Consider the following 14,974-nt stretch of genomic DNA (forward strand, 5'->3'; position numbering starts at 1 on the left):
ATCCGGCCGGGGCCCGTTCAATACACCGGATCGTGCGGGTTGGCGTAACCCAGGTGGATCTCCAGGCCGGTCGTCCGCGCGTCGTCGCGCACCTCGAGGCAGAGCCGGTACGGGTTGACCAGCCGGCCTGCCGGGCGGCATTCGACCGAGGGCGTCGGCGCGAAGTCGTACCACGTCAGATGCCAGCCCTTGCTCTGCTCGAGATGCCGGCCCAGCCTGCGGGCCAGGTCGTTGCCGGTGGATCCGACGGTCATCGTTCGGGTGCAGTACTCGGCCTCGTTGAAGCGGTGGCAGGCGACCTCGTCAGTGCGCAGTTCGATGCCGCTCGGCAGCGGGAGCACGGCGTCGCTGGGCGGCACCATGCGGTCGGGTACGGGCACGGTCAGCGCGATCGCGCACGCCAGCGCCCACAGCGCGAGCCCCGCGGCAGCGCGTGGCACGGACAGCCGGAACGGACGCCGGCGCCACTCCAGGAAGGCGGCGCCGCCCACCAGGAGCCCGGCCGTCACCAGGTGCCAGAACAGGAAGTCGTCGACAGTGGACGGCGTGGCGTAGTCGGCCAGCGTGACGGTGCCGGCGGACCAGAGCGCGACGCCGCCGGCGAGCAGCGCGCCGACGCGCCGGCCGAAGGGGTGCGAGCGGCCGAGCAGCGCCCAGGCGGCCGGGAGGATCAGCACGACGGGAACGACGAGGGCCACCTCGGCGACCGACAACATCTCGTCGGCGATCGGCTCACCGTGCTGAATGCCGGGCCAGACGGGGAATGTGGCGGCGAGCGCGGCCGCGACGTACCGCAGGCGGGAGCTGCGGCTCCAGCGTCGCGGGCGGCCGGCCACGGGGCGGCCGGTCGGGCCGAAGAGATCGATGACGGACACGAGGCACTTGGACGCGACGGGAGCCGTCGCCGTTCCGCCGTTCGCGCCCCCTGAAGAGGCCTGCGACCCACACGCCTGCCGGGCCGATCACGACCCGGTTGCGTCCACGTAGACGAAGCCGCCGGAGTAGGGGCGGGTGCCGAGGCGGATCCGGTGGACGCCGGGCTGGTCGAAGCAGAGCGTGCCGGCGACGCCCGCGGGCAGGCTGCCGGCCGTGGTCGAGTAGGCCCGGCCGGAGCGATTGTCGATCAGCACGCAGCCGCCGGCCCGTATGCGGAGCCACTCGGGTTCGAAGCGGTCCGAGCGCACGATCGTCGCCGGGACGCCGTCCTGGGAGAGCCGCGCCGCCTCGCGTTCCGTGGGCGGCACATGCCACGGGCGGTGCCACCCGACGATCACCGCCACCGCCACGACCAGCGTCACGGACACGGTGTGCCGGCCGAACCCCCGCAGCGCGTCCTCCGTGCCGTCGAGGTCGTGCCCGAGCCGGCCCAGCGGGTAGCCGTAGAACACGTGCGCCAGGTACGCGATGGCGATCGGGACGAGGTGTCCGCTCAGGCCGTACCGGGCGGCGAAGGGGCTGAGCACCGCGACGGTCTCGAGGAGCAGGGCCCACACCACACCGAGCGGCCATGGGCGGCGCGCGGCGATCGCCACGTACGCGATGCCGAAGGTCACGCCGTTGGACAGGTGGTAGAGCCAGCCGAGCGTCGATGTCAGGCCGGACGACGAGGAGGCGTCGGCGATCAGGAGCCCGTAGGACTCGATCGGGGCGAACACCCGCTGGCCGGCCAGCGCGAACGGGATCCGGACCACGTCGTAGCCGATCACGCCGAGGACGCCGGCGACGGTGCCGACCCGGATCCGGGTCCGCAGATCCCGATCGACTCGGGGCAGGCTCGCCGCGACCGCGAGCACGGCCATCGTCGGCACCGAGACGAACCAGAACACCGGGGCCATCGGCGCGACGCCGTAGAGGTCGGCGAGCAGCGCCGCGATCGAGCCGCCGGCCAGGAGGAAGACGAGGACCCGCGGCGACCAGCGGCGCAGAGCGGCCCGCGGGTCCACGGTCAGGGCCGCCCCGGCGGGCTGGGCGGCGGCGGGTCGTCGTCGGGGTCGCGCCGGCGGTGCCGGGCTTGGCGCTCAGGCGGATCGGGCAGGAAGTCGTCCAGGTCGGCCCAGGGATTGCCGTGCCGTGGCACCGGGGCCGTGCCCGTCGCGGGTGGATCCGGGACCACGGGGTCGGGCGGCGGTCGTTCGGGCACGTGGAAGCCGGAGTAGGTCGATTGGTAGATCTGCCCGCCGATGCCGGACGTGCCGGATCCGTACACCCGGCCCGGGTCGGCGGGTGCGCTGGGGTCGGCCGGACGGCTGGGGTCGGCGGGTGGGCTGGGGTCGGCCGGACGGCTGGGGTCGGCGGGTGGGCTGGGGTCGGCCGGACGGCTGGGGTCGGCGGGTGGGCTGGGGTCGGCCGGACGGCCTGGGTCGGCGGGTGGGCTGGGGTCGGCCGGACGGCCTGGGTCGGCGGGTGGGCTGGGGTCGGCCGGACGGCCCGGGTCGGCGAATGAGCGGGGGCCGGCCGGCCGGTCCGGTTCGGCGGGTGGTGGCACCGGCCGCGCCCGCCCGGTGGCCGGCGGTGGCGCCGGGTCCGGTTGCGGCGGGGGCCAACTCCGGTCCTCGTGGTCGGGGCCGGCCGGCCACGAGCGCCTCCGAGGCTGGTCACCACCGTGGCGCGGCGTATGTCCCGCGCCGGCCGCCTGCGCGGCGAGACTCCCCGCGAGGGCGACGCCGATCCCGAGTCCGAGCAGCGTGCCGATCGCCGCGAAGGTCGCCCCGATCGATCCCCGGAGGAGCACGTGCCCCGCCCCGGCGGAGTGCAGCCATGCGAGCACCGCACCGAGCCCCAGGTCGGAGCAGGTGCGGCCGTCGGCGGTGACGCATTCGCTCCAGCCGCCGTCGTCGGCGTACGCCGCCCGCATCCGGATCACCTGCCAGGCCACAACCGTGGCCAGGACGACCAGCAACGTCGCGGCCCGCGGAGGCGCGGCGACCCGGGCCAAAGCCACCGAGACCACCGCGGCGGCCAGCCCGAGCAGCGCCTTTATCCGCCAGTTGCCGAACAGGCCGTCCACCGCGAGACCGGCGCCCTCACCGACCATGACCAGGAACGGGCTGATCATCACGGCTACCCGGGCGCCGGCTTTGGGCGCGATGATGCCGCACAACCCGCGCCAGATCCGGATGAGCGCGAAGTTCAGGACCACGCCGACCGGCGTCGCAGCGAGCGCCAGCAGCACCAGCCCGAGGGCGAGAGCCACCGCCGAGTCGATCAGCGTGGCGATCACCAGCGCCACCGAGGCGCCCCAGAGCAGCATGGCGAGGGTGCCCGCCCGGCTGGTGCGCATGGCCTCGGCGAACCGCCTCGGCAGTGCGGCGACGTCGGCCTGAAGTGCGGCGCGGCCGCGCGTCCACGCGTACGTCACCAGGCCGCTGACCAGGGTGAAGAGGATCAGCCAGAACACCGCGTTGAGGGTGTGGCCGTCAGCCGTCGCGGTCGTCCTGGTGTCCGCGGGGACGTCGCTGCCCTCGAGCTCGACCGCCATGGCGTACGTGTTCCAGACCCACCCGGTGAGGAAGGCCATCACGCTCAGCAGGAGCGTGATCTTCCAGTGGGTGCGCGTCCAGTGCCGCCACTGCGCCAGCACGTCGCGCGTCCACCGGAGACTGTCCCGGAACGAAATCGTCTCGGCCACGCTGATCACCCGCTCGGGATGCGGACCGCCGGCCGGCGTCGCGGGTAGCGGCCCGGCGACTCACCGTAGGCGTGACGCCGGGCCCCCGGGAAGCGGCGAGTCGCGAATCCGTCCGAGACGCACCTGCTCCTCGAATTCGCCCACTACGCAACGTAATCACGGTGTGATCCCGGCGCGTATCGGCGCCGAGGCCGGCCGTCGATGCGTCGAACAACACCGGATCCGGCCGCCGCCGCCGGCGACGAGGACGCGGCCAACCGGGCGCGGGCCGAGGCGCTGTCGCTGCTCGACACGGCCCGCTACCCGGACATCGACCGGTTGCGCGCGATTCTCGGCTGACATTCCCCGTCGGCGGGGCGAGGATGGCGTCATGTGGACCAGTGGTCGAGGCGGCCCGGAATGGCATCGCCGGATGTCGCCGCCGGAGAACGAGTTTCCCGCCGGGGTCGGGTTCACCGCCCTGCTCGGCCGGACCGAGGACGTGGCGGTCGGCGTCACCCTGATCGAGGCCTTCTCCACCGGCTTCCGGTTCACCCTTGCCGTCCGGGTGCGCCGGGCCCGCCCCGACGTCGTCGGCGGCCGGCTGCACATGCTGGTCAGCGGCCGGAGCCACCCGGCTGTCGAGGTTCCCCTTCAGGACCGTCTTCTGCTCGGCCTGCAGTACGCCGACGGCGAGCGGACGTCGACCCTGGAACGCGAGCCCGGGTCACTTCTTCTCATGCCGCACGGCGGGGGTGGCAGCGAGCGGAGCATCGACCAGACCTACTGGGTGTCGCCGCTTCCGCCCGACGGCCCGGTGACGTTCGTGCTCTCCTGGCCGTCGTTCGGCGTTCCGGAGACCCGGGCCGACGCCGACGGGGCGGCCATCCGCGCCGCGGGGGAACGCAGCCAACCGCTCTGGGAGTGGGAACCCGAGGTGGAGCCCGCGCCGCCCCCGCCGCCGCGCCGCCCGGACTCCGGATGGTTCGCCGAGCCGTAGGGGCTTCCGTGGTATGGGCCCGATCACTAACCTGAGCTGAATTCACCTTTGGCTGGAGGCTGGTGTGGGGTCGCTTGCTGGGTTTCCCGAAGGGTTTCTGGTGGGGGTGTCGACCGCCAGCTATCAGATCGAAGGCGCGGTCACCGAGGGCGGCCGCGGGCCCTCCATCTGGGACACGTTCTCGCACACGCCCGGCAAAACGCTCAACGGCGACACCGGGGACGTCGCCTGCGATCACTACCACCGGTGGGCGGAAGACCTCGACCTGATGACGGGGCTTGGCGTCGGGGCGTACCGATTCTCGGTGGCCTGGCCGCGCATCCAGCCGGACGGGACCGGTCAGCCCCACCAGCAGGGCCTCGATTTCTACGACCGGCTGGTCGACGGGCTCGCGGCGCGCGGCATCGCCGCGATTCCCACGCTCTTCCACTGGGATCTGCCGCAGGCCCTGGAGGACCGGGGTGGGTGGCTCAGCCGCGAGACGGCGTTGCGGTTCGCCGAGTACGCCGGGCACGTCGCGGACCGGATCGGGGACCGGGTCACGCGGTGGATCACGCTGAACGAGCCCGTGGTGCACATGGCGCAGGGCTACGCGTGGGGAACGCACGCGCCGGGCCGCACGCTAAACCTGGAGGCCCTGCCGGTCGCGCACCATCAGCTGCTCGGGCACGGGCTGGCGGTGCGGCAGCTGCGGGAGCGCGGCGCCACCGAGGTGATGATCACCAACAACTGCACGCCGGTGTCGCCCGCGAGTGACAGCGAGGTCGACCAGGTCGCGGCGATGCTCTACGACGGCTTCCACAACCGGCTCTTCAACGAACCCGTCCTCATCGGAAAATATCCGGAATTTCTGGACGAGGGGCTCGCGCCGGTCATTCAGGACGGCGACCTGGCGATCATCGCAACCCCGCTCGACGCGCTCGGGATCAACTACTACAACCCGACCCTGGTGGCGGCGCCGAGCGAACCGGACCAGATGTTCGATCTGCGGCCGATCGAAGGTGTGCCGACCACGGCCTTCGGCTGGCCGGTGGTGCCGGAAGGACTCCACGGCCTGCTCACCGGGCTGCGCGCGACATATGGAACAAAACTCCCGCCGGTCTACATCACCGAGAACGGCTGCTCCACCGGCGACGTCCTCGACGACCAGTTCCGCATCGACTACCTCGACGGCCACCTCGAAGCGGTCAGGCGGGCCGTCCAGGACGGCGTCGACGTGCGCGGCTACTTCGTCTGGTCGCTGCTCGACAACTTCGAGTGGGCCGAGGGCTACAGCCAGCGCTTCGGCCTGGTGCGGGTCGATTTCCAGACCCAGACGCGTACGCCGAGAGCATCGTTCCGCTGGCTCCAGGACGCGCTGAAGTGACCGCGCCCACCGCGACGCGCGTCGGCGGTCGCTGGATCGCGCTGCTCTCCCTGGCCAACCTGGGCCTGTGGATGGGCTACTTCGGCCCGCTGCAGGTGCTGCTGCCCAACCAGATCGAGGACATCAGCCCGGACAACAAGGAAACCGCCCTCGGGATCATCACCGCGATCGGCGCCCTGGTCGCGGTGTTCGCCGGCCCGCTGGCGGGCGCGCTGTCCGACGTCACGACGGCCCGCACCGGCCGCCGGCACACCTGGATCGTCGCCGGCGCCCTCTTCGGCGCCGCCGCCCTGGTCTTCCTCGGCGGCCGGCACACCCTGATCTGGGTCGGCATCGGCTGGTGCCTCGCCCAGGCCGGCCTCAACACGATGCAGGCCGGCCTCACCGCGGTCATCCCCGACCAGACCCCGGTCAACCAGCGCGGGCTGGTCTCCGGCTGGGTCGGCCTCACCCAGTCGGTGGGCGTGGTCGCCGGCGTCCTGGCCGTCACCGCGATCGGCGGCGGCTACGCCCTGATCGCCGCGGTGGTCGTACTGACCGTGCTCCCGTTCGTGCTGGCCACCCGCGATCCGGCCATCTCGGCGCCGCCGCGGTTCAAGGCGTTCCACTTCGACGCCTTCCGCGACCGCGACTTCTCCTGGGCGTTCGGCACCCGCTTCCTGGTGCAGCTCGGCAACGCCATGGCCACCCTCTACCTGCTGTACTTCCTGCGCGACAAGGTCCACTACGGGACCGCCGAGGACGGCCTCGCGATCCTGATCGTCGTCTACACGATCGCGACCGTGCTCACCGTCGTGGTGGGTGGCGTGATCTCCGACCGCACCGGCCGCCGCAAGCCCAGCGTCATCGTCTCGGGCTACGTGATGGCCGCCGCCACGGTCGTGCTGGCCTTCTGGCCCACCTGGACCGGCGCCCTGATCGCCGCCGTCATCCTGGGCCTGGGCTTCGGCGTGTATCTCTCGGTCGACCAGGCGCTGATCACGCAGGTGCTCCCGGCGGCCGAGGACCGCGGCCGCGACCTCGGCGTCATCAACATCGCCAACTCGGCGCCGCAGGTCCTCGGCCCCGCCCTGGCCTTCCCGCTGGTCTCCTACCTGGGCGGCTATCCGGTGCTGTTCCTCGCCGCCGGCGCGGTGACCGTGCTGGGCTCGGTCCTGGTGACCCGCATCCGCGGCGTCGCGTAAGTTCTCCGCCACAGCACCCGGCCGGGCAACCGGACCTTGCCGAGGAAGTACTGCTGCTCCTCGGGGGTCGCTTCCTCGAGGATCGCCCCGAGCGCCAGCTTGCACGATCCGTTACAGCAGCCCCTGCTGCCGGGCTCGTACGACCGCCTCGCGCCGCCGGGCCGCGCCCAGCTTGCGGTAGATGGCGCGCATGTGCGCCTTCACCGTGTTGACCGAGATGCCGAGGCTGTCGGCGATCTCGCCGGCGGTCAGCACGGTCGGCAGGAAGCGCAGCACGTCGCGTTCCCGCTCGCTCAGCGCCTCGGCCAGCGCCTCCGGCGTTCCGGCCGGCAGATCGAGGTCGCCGGTGTCGTCGTCCTCCAGCCAGCGCTGCCGGCCGGTCAGCGTGGCGATCCGGGCCGGGTCGAAGCGGCGGAACGGCTGGCGGAGGCCGTTGCGCCGGGCCAGTAGGCCGGCCCGCGACATCGCGTCGACCGACCGGCTCACGTGCCCCTGCGACTCGGCGAGCAGGGCGAGGGCGATCCATGCGGTCACCGCGGCCACCATGTCGGGGCTGTTGCCGGCGCGGGTCAGCAGCTCCTCCGCCGCGGTGTGGTCGCCGAGCGCCGCGTACGCCCGGCCCAGGCACACCTGCTCGGCGGGGCGCAGCGACGGCTCGGCCAGCCGGTAGAGCGCCACCACCCGGTCCGGCTCGTGCAGGGCCAGTGCCAGGTCCGCCTCGGTGAGCCGCAGCCATCGGTCGAGGCGGGGCGCGTTCAGCGCCAGGGGCGCCTCGTCGAGCGTGGTGGCCAGCAGCGCGCGGGCGGCGGCCGGGTCGCCGGCGGCGAGCAGCAGCTGGACGCGCACCAGCGCGGCGAGCGTCGCGGCGACCGCCTCGTGCGGGTTCATCTCGGAGTGCAGCGCCCGGCGCAACGCGGACTGCGCCTCGGCGAACAGACCGCGCTCGGTCTCGACGAGCGCGACCACAAGGTGGGACATGGTGGCCTGCGGCGCCGACTCCGCGCCCAGCCGCCGGGCCAGCTCCTCGGCGGCGGACGCGTGCTGCTCGGCCTCGGTCAGCGAGCCCTGCAGATAGGCGAGCAGGCCCAGGTAGCCCTGGGCGTTGATCTCCACAAGCGGCACGCCGGCGCCGCGGGCCGCCGACATGCCGGCCCAGAGGTACTGGTCGGCCTGGTCGAGCGTGCCCGTCCAGAGCAGGGCGACGCCCTTGTTGCTCAGCGCGAACGCGCGGAACTGGAGCAGCGCCGGAACCTGGTCGAGCCGGGCCGGGCGCAGCAGCTCGAGGACGTGAGTGGTCGCCGCCAGCAGGCCCGGCATGTCGCCGCTGACCCGGATCACCGCGGCCGACTCCAAGGCGTCCAGCGCCACGTCGACGGCGATGCGCCGTTCGGGTTCGCGGCCGGCGAGCTGCCGCCGGGCCCGGGCGATCCGGTCGCGCAGCGCGGGCTGGTTGCCGTTGGCGAACATCAGCACCGCCGCGCACAGGCTGAGCTCGGCCGTGGCCGGCAGCAGCTCCGGCGGGATCCGGCGGAGCGTGTCGAGAAGCTCGTCCCGGCGCTCCGAGAGGCTCATGACGATCGCCCGCTCGGCGACCAGCCGGCCGACGTACGTCCAGTCCGCGGCGAGCCGGGCATGCCGCAGCGCCTCGGACAGCGACCTCTCCCGGGCGTACCAGCGGGCGATCAGCCCATGCACGGCGAGCGTCGCGTCCGGCTCCTCCAGCTCGAACTGGTGGCACAGCGCGTCGCGCAGCTGGGCGCGGTAGCGGAACCAGCGCCGGTCGCCGGGCCGGTGGGTCACGAAGCCCGTGGTGCGCTCGAGGTGCTCGAGGATCTGCCGGCCGTGCGTCTCGCCGGTCAGCGCCGTGGCCAGGTCGGCGCAGATCAGCTCGGGCAGGCAGGTGCGCAGCAGGAAGCGGCGCACGGTCGGCGGCTGCGCCTCGACCACCTCGCGCAGCAGATAGTCGCGGGTCGCCTCCTCGGGACGGCGGGCCTCCTTCCTGATCCGCACGCCCAGCGGCCAGCCCTCGGTGTCGCCGATGTCGCACTCGTCGGCCGTGAAGGCCAGCTCCGGGGCGCCGATCTCGGCCAGCTCGCCGGCCGCGCGCAGCCGGTGCAGCCGCAGGGCGGGCTCGCTGCGGGTGATCAGAACGAAGCGCAGCCACTCCCGCGGCCGCTCGACGAACGCCGCCAGGTCCGCGCTGGACGGTGCGCCGTCGAGCACCTGAAGGTCGTCGAGCACGAGCGTCACGGTCTCGGGCGATTTCGCGACGCATCCGTCCACGATCACCACACCGACCGGCGCGAGCGTGCCGGCGACGGCGAGGGCCAGCGCGGGCCCGTCGCGGTGCTCGGGCCGCAGAGTCAGCCAGGCGGTCGGGCGGCTCCGGTCGGACGCCCAGGAGCGCACCAGGGCGGTCTTGCCCCAGCCCGGGCCGGCCCGCACGAGCGTCACCTGACGGCGGGCGCCGTCGTCGAGCAGCGCGAACAGTCGTGAGCGAGGCACGATCCTCTCGGTCATGGCACTCCACCCCGTCGGCCGTTCTCAGGTCACACCAGGTAGATCCTTACCGCTGGGGTGGGATCATAAACTGGCGTTGATATGCGAACGCTCCATTGTTGGCGGCGTGTCGATAGTGGCATGTGCCAAGCTCGATCCCCATGAACACGCGGTCTCCCTTCGGCATCATCGACCGCGGCGCCACGCCGGACCCCGCTGTCGTGGAGCAACCGGCCCCAGCGCCGGCCTTCCACACCGCCGACCTGTACGTCATCGCCGGCCTGCTCGGCTACGACCCCGGCGACATGGTCGCCCTGACCGGCGTCCGCCCGGTCTTCGCGGACGCCCGAGTCCACCCGGCGGCGGCCGAGCTCGCCGCGCCGGCCTGGAACGCCCGCCGCCTCACCCGGGACCAGGTCGCCGTGGTCCTCGAGGTGTTCGGTCGGTGACCGACGCGGGCGGTGCGGGCGGAGCCTGCAGCGCCTGGATGGCCCGGCGGCCGGGTATGGCATTTCGTTGCACTCAGCCGGTCCGCTGAAGCGGGTGCTCGTCTTTACCCGTACGGAAAAAGAAATGACCCGCCGGCAGCGAATATCGCTGCCGGCGGACCCCCGATGTTCTGTAAGTCAGTTGGCGCTCTTGAGCGGGAAACCCGGGATCGCCTTCGTCTTGCCGCCGTTCGGGGAGATCGCGAACCATTTGCCGTTCACGCCCTGGCCGTTGAGGTCGCCCGGTTTCGCGTCGGCGATGAAGTAATAGACCGGCCAGCCGTTGATCGTCACCTGACAGGTGTGGTCGGCGCGCTCGACGTAGCCGACGAGCTGGGGGTCGATGCCGTCCGGGAAGATCTTGCCGGGCGATTTGATGAGCAGCGGCGGCCAGGCCTCGGCGCATTGGCCGTTGCAGTTCGACTTCGGCGGCTTCTGGGTGTCGTTGTCGAAGCGGTAGAGCGTGCGGCCGGCGCCGTCCGTCACGAAATCGCCGATCTGGTCATTGGCGACCACATTGAGCTCGACGGTGTGGCTGCCCTTGGTCTTGTCGGCGTTCGGCTTGATGTCCTTGTCGAACGGGCCGCTGAAGATCTTCACCCATTTCTGGGTCTTGGCGACCGTCGGCTTGGCATTCGGCTTCTGAATACCGCCGGCGCCGGAATCCTGACCGGTCGCGGACGCGCTGGGGGACGGTGTTGCCGCGTCCGCGCCGGTCAGGTCGCCGGGCCCATTGGAAGGCGCGGGGGCTTCGGCCGACCTGGTCAGCGCGACCGGAAGGGGAATCGCGTCGGTCGATGGCGTCTGCCGGCTGCCGCAGCCCGCCAGACCGGTCAGGCCGGCCAGCGTGGCCACGATGATCGTTGTGCGTGCCCGCCTCATCATGGCTTAGCTCCCTCGCTCCCGCCCGGCTGGATCCGGGCCTGCCATCCACACGACGCGATTTCCAGGACGGTTCACCCGGGCGTGCCACATTCTCAAGATCTTTGATCCGGTTGGGCTACCTGGTCGTATCTCAAGTAGCTGCGGCACAGTACGTTCATCGATGTCGACTTCGGCGGGTGCGCCGCACATGCGGACCCGTACCGAAAAGGCACCGAATGATGCCGCGGGAAGAAAGAGACGCAATGCCGTCACCGAAGACCAGACCCCGCCGGGAGGTGGCCGATGAAGCACTGGTCAGATCGCTGTTCGCCGAACACGGCCGGGCCATGCTCGCGTACGCCACGCAGCTGACCAGGGACCGCCAGGCCGCCGAGGACGTCGTCCAGGAGGCGCTGGTGCGTGCCTGGCGACATCCCGACAGCCTCGACAGCGGGAAGGGCTCGGTGCGCGGGTGGCTGCTCACGGTCTGCCGCAACATCGTGCTCGACCAGATCCGCGCGCGTAACCGAAGGCCTCCCGAGGTCAGGGAGAGCCCGCCGGACGCCGCGGTCGAGGGCGACCACGCCGAGCGGGTGGTCAACTCCATGGTCGTGGTCGACGCGCTCAGTCGTCTCTCCGCCGAGCACCGGGCCGTGCTCGAACAGGTCTATCTGAAGGGCAGCACGGTGACCGAGGCCGCCGAAGCCCTGGGCATTCCGCCGGGAACGGTGAAGTCCCGGTCCTACTATGCGTTGCGGGCCCTACGCGAGGCCGGCAGCACGGAACGGTTGGCATCATGAGTACGCCGGAGAGCACGAACCCGACCAACGACCACGTCGACATGGCCGGTTACCTGATGGAGATGCTCACGCCCGACGAGAAGCGCGCGGCCGACGAGCATCTCGCGGGCTGTGCTGCCTGCCGCGAGGAGATCGAGTCGCTGCAGGAGTGGTCGTCGGCGCTGCGCGAGATCCCCGACGAGATGCTGCTGGACGGCCCGCCCGAGGACGCCGACCTGGTCCTGCAGCGGACGCTGCGCCAGGTGCGCCAGGAGGCCGGCGGCAGCCGCATGCGCCGCATCGGCATCCTGGCGACGGCCGCGGCGGCAATCGTCGTGGTTGCGGTGGGCACCGGCGTCATTGTCGGCCGGGGTACGGCGCCCGGCGGCACTCCGCAGGCGCAAGTGACGACGTCGCCCTCGGCGGTGCCGCCGGGCACCCAGGTGGTGGCGGCGGCCGACCCGGGCACGGGCGCGCGGATCAACGCGACGATCACGCCGGCCATGGGCTGGGTGCGGTTGAGCGCGACCGTCGCGGGCATCCCGGCGGGGGAGAAGTGCCGTCTCGAGGTGGTCGGCAAGGACGGGTCGCCGATCCTGGCCGGTTCGTGGCTGGTGTCGCCGGCGGGCGAGGCCAACGGCACGACGCTCAACGGGAGCGCCCTGATCGAGCCGTCCGACGTCGCCGCCGTACGGGTCGTCAACACCGCGGGCAAGCAGTTCGTCAGCGTCAACGTCTGAACAGAGAACCCGCTTCTTGACCGGTACAGACGACGTGGGTACTGTACCGGTATAGAAAGGGGTTCGCCATGGAACTTCCCACCGCAATGATCATCGGTGTCGACCAGGTTCGCCGTAGCTTCGCCGAGTGCGCGCCGGACGCGCCCGCCGTGCGCCAGGTGGAACGCCCGCCCCGGAACCGCCGGGCGCGGGTGACGCTGGCCCGCGGGCTGATCCGGCTGGCCCGCGCGATCGCGCCGCCGGAGCCGGTCTGCCGTTGAGGGCCGTGCTTCCCGGGCGGAGCTATGGTGACGCGGTGGCAGCACGCGTGACACTGCAGACGATCGCCGACCGGGTGGGCGTGAGCCGGATGACCGTCTCCAACGCGTTCTCCAAGCCCGACCAGCTCTCCGCCACGATGCGCGAGCGCATTCTCGCCGCCGCCGAGGAGCTCGGCTACGTCGGGCCCGATCCGGCGGCAAGGGCCCTGGCCAAGGGCACCACCGGCGCGGTCGGGGTGCTGTTCACCCACTCGCTCCGCTTCGCCTTCACCGACCTGGTGGCGACCGGCTTCCTCGGCGCGATCGCCGAGGAGCTGGCGCCGACCGGCCTCTCGCTCACCCTGCTGACCTCCACCGACGACGGCGACATCGTGCCCGCCCGGGACGTCCCGATGGATGGTGCGCTGGTCTACTCGTGCGACTGGACGTCACGCGCGGTGGACTTCCTGCACCGGCGACGGCTGCCGCTGGTCTACGTCGACCAGGACCCGGCCGCCGACATCCCGAGCGTCAACGTCGACGATCGGGGCGGGGCCCGGGCCGCCGCCCGGCACCTGCTCGACCTGGGCCACCGGCGGATCGGCCTGCTGATGTCCGGCACACACGGCCCGTACGGGCTCCTCGACGATCCGGGCGCTGTCGACGGCCACTCGTCCCGGCAGCGGTTGCTCGGCTGGCTCGACGACCTCGGCCCGGCCGGGGCCGAGCTGATCTCGGCCCGGCAGGACGGCACCGGCCTGGAGCAGGCGCGCTGGGGCGCCCGGCTGCTGCTCGACCGGCCCGACCGGCCGACCGCCGTGCTGTGCTTCTCGGACGCCGTCGCCTACGGAGCGTTGCAGGTCGCCGCCGAGCTGGGCCTCGACGTCCCCGGACAGCTCTCGGTCGTCGGATTCGACGACAACCCCCTCGCCACGCAGGTACGGCCGCGGCTGACCACGGTCCGGCAGGACATCGCCGCCAAAGGCAAGGCCGCGGCGGCCACGCTGACCGCGGCGATCGAGCGGGCCAAGGCGGGCACGCCGGCTCCCGCCGAACACGTCCTGCTTCCCACCGAACTGGTGATCCGGGAGAGCAGCGGCCGGCTGTCCTAGCGGCGGCGCCAGGACCTGTCGGCCACCCGGCGACGAGGTGAAGGCGATCGTGCGCGCCCGGTTCGGAAAGTTCATCTTCAGCGTCAGCCTCAACGACACCATCGCGAAGCTCTCCCCGGACGACGCCCAGAAGGCGGCCGTGGGCCTGGCGACCCTCATGACGCAGCGCTGCCCCAACATTCGGTGAGGCAGGCTCATAGCGGATCCGGGTGAGCGTCCTCGATGGCGTCCACCCGGAGGTAGGTGAGCAGGTCTTCCCGGTCGGCCGGGCCGAGGTCGGCGAACGCCGCATAGGCCGCGTTGCGTGAGCCGGGCGTCTTGGCGGCGAGCAGCCCGATGATCGCCCCCCACGCGAGCGAGACCCGATGGAAGATCCGGTCGTTCCGGATGTGCGGCAGATGGCTGGCCGCGGAGAGCGCCGCGACGGCCGCGTCGTCCCGGCCGGCGCGGGCGGCCAGCTCGAAGACCGCCTTCGCGCGGTAGACGTCGGCCCGCTCGACCAGCGCCCGCAACTCGCCGACGGACATCGCCCGCACGTCCGGCGAGGGCACGGGCTCGAGCAGGCTGGGGATCAACGAGCAGAGGATTCCGTACGCGTCTCGCCCGATGCTCACCGCGGCGGCCGCGCCCCGGCCCTCGGCGACCTGGTCGGCCACCCGGTCGACCGTGGTGGCGTGCCGGGTGATCGTGTCGGCCTGGACCTGGAAGCCCGGATCAGCGCTCATCGTCCGGCTCGGGGTAGCGGTGCTCGAAGCTGGACACCACCGCGCGGGCGCTTTCCGAATCGGCGCCGACGGTCTGCGCCGCGACGCCCGCCACCCGCTCGGCGAGCCGGGACTGGGCCCTGCGCATGGTGCGGAGGATCTCGCCGGCGAGCTCGTCCATCGGCAGGCGGGCCGCCTCGGGCGCGAGTCGCAGGCCGACCAACCCGCCGGAGCCGTTCACGGTCGTGGTGATCAGGCGATCGGGATCGGTGGCGTCGACGGTCAGCCGGGCCACCCGGTCGGCGAGCTCACGAGCGGCCGCGGCGCGCTCGGAGACGGAGTCGGACCACGACCGGACCCATTCCTCGGCCGCGTCCTTCATGGGTCATGAC

17 protein-coding genes are annotated in these 14,974 nt (G+C 72.3%); 10 read left to right on the top strand and 7 right to left on the bottom strand.

The genetic code is table 11. The features are described 5' to 3' along the window. Positions 1-17: 17 nt before the first annotated feature. The 3 genes from ACIA5D_RS15210 to ACIA5D_RS15220 all read right to left on the bottom strand — a co-directional run bounded on the left by ACIA5D_RS15210 (position 18) and on the right by ACIA5D_RS15220 (position 3,628). Positions 18-875 carry a hypothetical protein gene (locus tag ACIA5D_RS15210; protein ID WP_396030510.1) on the bottom strand — a complete coding sequence of 286 codons (858 nt, stop codon included), beginning with the start codon at positions 873-875 and terminating at the stop codon, positions 18-20. 87 nt (positions 876-962) lie between these two features. Next, positions 963-1,943, bottom strand: a complete 981-nt coding sequence (locus ACIA5D_RS15215) for a hypothetical protein (RefSeq protein ID WP_396030511.1) — start codon at positions 1,941-1,943, stop codon at positions 963-965. A 2-nt stretch (positions 1,944-1,945) separates the two neighbouring features. Next, positions 1,946-3,628, bottom strand: coding sequence for a hypothetical protein (locus tag ACIA5D_RS15220; RefSeq protein ID WP_396030512.1), 1,683 nt, complete (start codon positions 3,626-3,628; stop codon positions 1,946-1,948). Positions 3,629-3,829: 201 nt separating this feature from the next. On the opposite strand from ACIA5D_RS15220, the gene ACIA5D_RS15225 reads away from it, so the two are divergent. The 4 genes from ACIA5D_RS15225 (at position 3,830) to ACIA5D_RS15240 (ending at position 7,157) form a co-directional block, all read left to right on the top strand. Next, the gene (locus ACIA5D_RS15225) at positions 3,830-3,967 is read left to right on the top strand and encodes a hypothetical protein (RefSeq protein ID WP_396030513.1); all 138 of its coding nucleotides are present in this window, start codon (positions 3,830-3,832) and stop codon (positions 3,965-3,967) included. A gap of 31 nt (positions 3,968-3,998) precedes the next feature. Beyond that, the gene (locus ACIA5D_RS15230; protein WP_396030514.1) at positions 3,999-4,607 is read left to right on the top strand and encodes a hypothetical protein; all 609 of its coding nucleotides are present in this window, start codon (positions 3,999-4,001) and stop codon (positions 4,605-4,607) included. 100 nt (positions 4,608-4,707) lie between these two features. After that, positions 4,708-5,973, top strand: a complete 1,266-nt coding sequence (locus ACIA5D_RS15235; protein WP_396030515.1) for a GH1 family beta-glucosidase — start codon at positions 4,708-4,710, stop codon at positions 5,971-5,973. Further along, positions 5,970-7,157, top strand: a complete 1,188-nt coding sequence (locus ACIA5D_RS15240) for an MFS transporter (protein ID WP_396030516.1) — start codon at positions 5,970-5,972, stop codon at positions 7,155-7,157. The genes ACIA5D_RS15235 and ACIA5D_RS15240 overlap by 4 nt, the downstream gene beginning before the upstream one ends. A gap of 111 nt (positions 7,158-7,268) precedes the next feature. Here the strand turns inward: ACIA5D_RS15240 and ACIA5D_RS15245 are convergent, their stop codons facing one another. Next, complete coding sequence (locus tag ACIA5D_RS15245; RefSeq protein ID WP_396030517.1) at positions 7,269-9,677, bottom strand: LuxR C-terminal-related transcriptional regulator; 2,409 nt, start codon at positions 9,675-9,677, stop codon at positions 7,269-7,271. Positions 9,678-9,817: 140 nt separating this feature from the next. Here ACIA5D_RS15245 and ACIA5D_RS15250 point away from each other — a divergent pair, with 140 nt between their 5' ends. Further along, positions 9,818-10,105, top strand: a complete 288-nt coding sequence (locus ACIA5D_RS15250; protein WP_396030518.1) for a hypothetical protein — start codon at positions 9,818-9,820, stop codon at positions 10,103-10,105. Positions 10,106-10,282: 177 nt separating this feature from the next. Here the strand turns inward: ACIA5D_RS15250 and ACIA5D_RS15255 are convergent, their stop codons facing one another. After that, positions 10,283-11,029, bottom strand: coding sequence for a hypothetical protein (locus ACIA5D_RS15255; RefSeq protein WP_396030519.1), 747 nt, complete (start codon positions 11,027-11,029; stop codon positions 10,283-10,285). Positions 11,030-11,271: 242 nt separating this feature from the next. Here ACIA5D_RS15255 and ACIA5D_RS15260 point away from each other — a divergent pair, with 242 nt between their 5' ends. The 5 genes from ACIA5D_RS15260 (at position 11,272) to ACIA5D_RS15280 (ending at position 14,065) form a co-directional block, all read left to right on the top strand. After that, entirely contained in the window at positions 11,272-11,808 is a 537-nt protein-coding gene (locus ACIA5D_RS15260) for a sigma-70 family RNA polymerase sigma factor (protein ID WP_396030520.1), read from the top strand. After that, complete coding sequence (locus tag ACIA5D_RS15265) at positions 11,805-12,527, top strand: anti-sigma factor family protein (RefSeq protein ID WP_396030521.1); 723 nt, start codon at positions 11,805-11,807, stop codon at positions 12,525-12,527. Before ACIA5D_RS15260 ends, ACIA5D_RS15265 begins: the two co-directional genes overlap by 4 nt. A gap of 68 nt (positions 12,528-12,595) precedes the next feature. Then, the gene (locus ACIA5D_RS15270) at positions 12,596-12,787 is read left to right on the top strand and encodes a hypothetical protein (RefSeq protein WP_396030522.1); all 192 of its coding nucleotides are present in this window, start codon (positions 12,596-12,598) and stop codon (positions 12,785-12,787) included. 35 nt (positions 12,788-12,822) lie between these two features. Beyond that, positions 12,823-13,878: a LacI family DNA-binding transcriptional regulator gene (locus tag ACIA5D_RS15275; RefSeq protein ID WP_396030523.1), complete on the top strand. Its 1,056-nt coding sequence runs from the start codon at positions 12,823-12,825 to the stop codon at positions 13,876-13,878. Between the two features lie 49 nt (positions 13,879-13,927). Next, the gene (locus ACIA5D_RS15280) at positions 13,928-14,065 is read left to right on the top strand and encodes a hypothetical protein (RefSeq protein WP_396030524.1); all 138 of its coding nucleotides are present in this window, start codon (positions 13,928-13,930) and stop codon (positions 14,063-14,065) included. Between the two features lie 7 nt (positions 14,066-14,072). Here ACIA5D_RS15280 and ACIA5D_RS15285 read toward each other — a convergent pair whose 3' ends face one another. Both ACIA5D_RS15285 and ACIA5D_RS15290 read right to left on the bottom strand, forming a co-directional pair. After that, positions 14,073-14,603, bottom strand: coding sequence for a hypothetical protein (locus tag ACIA5D_RS15285; RefSeq protein WP_396030525.1), 531 nt, complete (start codon positions 14,601-14,603; stop codon positions 14,073-14,075). Further along, complete coding sequence (locus ACIA5D_RS15290; RefSeq protein WP_396030526.1) at positions 14,593-14,964, bottom strand: YbaB/EbfC family nucleoid-associated protein; 372 nt, start codon at positions 14,962-14,964, stop codon at positions 14,593-14,595. Before ACIA5D_RS15290 ends, ACIA5D_RS15285 begins: the two co-directional genes overlap by 11 nt. Between the last annotated feature and the right edge of the window lie 10 nt (positions 14,965-14,974).

The sequence above is a fragment of the Actinoplanes sp. NPDC051513 genome (genome assembly GCF_044454685.1).
Taxonomy (GTDB): Bacteria; Actinomycetota; Actinomycetes; order Mycobacteriales; family Micromonosporaceae; genus Actinoplanes.

Excerpts from the sequence above, each read along its gene's own strand:
- ACIA5D_RS15285 (WP_396030525.1), bottom strand. The coding sequence starts at position 14,603 with ATGAGCGCTGATCCGGGCTTCCAGGTCCAGGCCGACACGATCACCCGG.
- ACIA5D_RS15230 (WP_396030514.1), top strand. The coding sequence starts at position 3,999 with ATGTGGACCAGTGGTCGAGGCGGCCCGGAATGGCATCGCCGGATGTCG.
- ACIA5D_RS15260 (WP_396030520.1), top strand. The coding sequence starts at position 11,272 with ATGCCGTCACCGAAGACCAGACCCCGCCGGGAGGTGGCCGATGAAGCA.
- ACIA5D_RS15265 (WP_396030521.1), top strand. The coding sequence starts at position 11,805 with ATGAGTACGCCGGAGAGCACGAACCCGACCAACGACCACGTCGACATG.
- ACIA5D_RS15255 (WP_396030519.1), bottom strand. The coding sequence starts at position 11,029 with ATGATGAGGCGGGCACGCACAACGATCATCGTGGCCACGCTGGCCGGC.
- ACIA5D_RS15290 (WP_396030526.1), bottom strand. The coding sequence starts at position 14,964 with ATGAAGGACGCGGCCGAGGAATGGGTCCGGTCGTGGTCCGACTCCGTC.
- ACIA5D_RS15225 (WP_396030513.1), top strand. The coding sequence starts at position 3,830 with ATGCGTCGAACAACACCGGATCCGGCCGCCGCCGCCGGCGACGAGGAC.
- ACIA5D_RS15270 (WP_396030522.1), top strand. The coding sequence starts at position 12,596 with ATGGAACTTCCCACCGCAATGATCATCGGTGTCGACCAGGTTCGCCGT.
- ACIA5D_RS15245 (WP_396030517.1), bottom strand. The coding sequence starts at position 9,677 with ATGACCGAGAGGATCGTGCCTCGCTCACGACTGTTCGCGCTGCTCGAC.
- ACIA5D_RS15250 (WP_396030518.1), top strand. The coding sequence starts at position 9,818 with ATGAACACGCGGTCTCCCTTCGGCATCATCGACCGCGGCGCCACGCCG.